This window comes from Pseudomonas sp. GYB4201 (assembly GCF_056312595.1).
The window spans coordinates 1-1,990 of the sequence record NZ_JBWGIG010000085.1 but is presented as its reverse complement, the minus strand read 5'-3'; the positions used below and the strand labels follow the sequence as shown (position 1 = coordinate 1,990).

At 67.0% G+C, this 1,990-nt stretch carries 1 protein-coding gene; it reads right to left on the bottom strand.

Annotated features, from left to right (window positions below; genetic code table 11):
* A partial coding sequence (gene tssI / locus AC0Z2B_RS32415) for a type VI secretion system tip protein TssI/VgrG (protein WP_476302255.1) occupies positions 1–1,970 on the bottom strand: 1,970 nt, incomplete at its 3' end.
* Positions 1,971–1,990 lie beyond the last annotated feature (20 nt).

The following is a 1,990-nucleotide window of genomic DNA, read 5'->3' as shown; positions in this document are numbered from 1 at the left end:
AGGGCCATCAACCGCCCTGCCGCCTCCTCGGCGGTTTCCCCCGGGCGCTGCGCCAGCCCTGGCTGCAGGGCTGGGCCCGCCACCGGCGCGCCCCCCTGGGTGATGGGCACGCTGCTGGTAATGCCGGCGTCAGTGAGCATCAGGAACTGGCCGCCTACCCGCAGCGTCAGCGAGCTGGCCGCGGTGAACACCAGGTGGCTGCCGGCCTGCAGGCTCAGGTCCTGGCCGCTGTGCAGCACGCCGTGGCCGCCGAGGTGGATGTACTGGCTGCCGCTGACATGGAGGTAGTCGTCGGCCTGCAGCTCGGCCTTGCGCGGCCCGCCGACACTGACGTGCAACTCACCCTGCACTTCCTGGTACCGGTTGCCGCCGATCAGCACGCGGTCGTCGCGGCCCACCTGGCGTGACTGGTCGTTGCCCACCCGTTGTTCCAGGTTGCGCTGGGCGTTGATATAGATTCGCTCAGCACCTTGGCGGTCTTCGATCTGCAGTTCGTTGCTGCCTGCGCCGCCGGGCGAGCTGAGGCTCTTGAACACGCTGCGGGTCTTGTGTGCCGGCAGCTCGTAGGGCACCCGGTTCCTGCCGTTGGCCAGGCAGCCGGTGATCAGCGGCTGGTCGGGGTCACCGTGGAGGAAGGTCACCAGCACCTCCATGCCGATGCGCGGGATGGCCATGGCACCGTACTGGTTGCCCGCCCAGGCACTGGCCACGCGAATCCAGCAGCTGCTGTGTTCGTCGGCGCTGCCGCTGCGGTCCCAGAAAAATCGCACCTGTACCCGGCCATAGGCGTCGCAATAGATTTCTTCGCTGGCGGGGCCGCACACCTGGGCGGTCTGGGTGAGCGCCACCACGGGCTTGGGGTGCTGCAGCGCCGGGCGGAAGAACACGTCCCAGGGGCTGGCCTTGAAACGGTTGCGGTAGCCCTGGCTGAAGCCTTCGGCAGGCACCGGCGCCGGGCTGCCCTGCTCTTCCAGCGCCTGGGGCTGTTTCCCTTCATGCTCAATTTCGTACAACAGCCACAGCCCGTTCGCATCCGCGCGGGGATGCTCCTGCAAGGTCATCAGGCAACCGCTGGCCAGCCGCGCGACGTCGCCCTCGCCCTCGACAAGGCAGGCCTCGAAGCGCAGGCGTTCCAGCGCGCGGGCCGCGTGGCGCTTGCCGTGCCGGGCGTTTGGCAGCGGCTCGGGAAAGCTGAACACTTCCAGCTCGTGCAGCCTGCGCTCACCCTCCTGCGGCGCAGGCCGGGCGGTGTATTCAGGAATGAAACTGGGATGGGCGAAGTCATAATCGCGCTGCGTCACCCGTGTAGGCCGGGTGCGCACGTACTGGCGAAAACGGCTGACCACCGGCTCTTCCGCGGCCATGCCCGAATCCGCCGCGAAGCGTACCGGTTGCTCGAGCTTGGGGAAGAACCCCTGGCTGTCGCCAAACACCAGCACATGCTGGCCAGGCGCGTGCTCGAAACGAAAGTGCCAACCTTCCTCTTCGCACAGCCGCTGGATGAAATACAGGTCGCTTTCACCGTACTGGGTGCAGTACGGGCGCGGGACGTACTCCACCGGGCTAAGCTCGAAACGCTGGCGGTCGCCGAGAATGCCGTGCTCCTTCAGCACCTGGGTGATGATCTGCGCGGTGGTCTGGCCCTGGAAAATGCGCTGGTTGACCCGGTGCTGCAGGTTGGCCAGCTGCGGCACCAGGGTGAAGTGGTAATGGCTCAGGCGCGTGCCACGCTCGCCCACCTGGCACGCGCTGATCACGCCATGGAAGCCGCCGGCATCAATACCGAGGAAGGTGGGGCACTGCAGGAACTGGGCGGGGTCGAGGTCGGAACGCTCGCTGACCACCTCGATGTCGAAGTGGTAGAGCTGGCTGACGCCTTCGGTGCCGGTGAAGGCCAGCACCTTGAAGTCGTGCTCGATGCCCAGCAGGTCGAGATGGAAGCGGCTTTGGTTGGCGGCCGAGTAGGGCATTCGGGGTCCTTGAGCGCGTC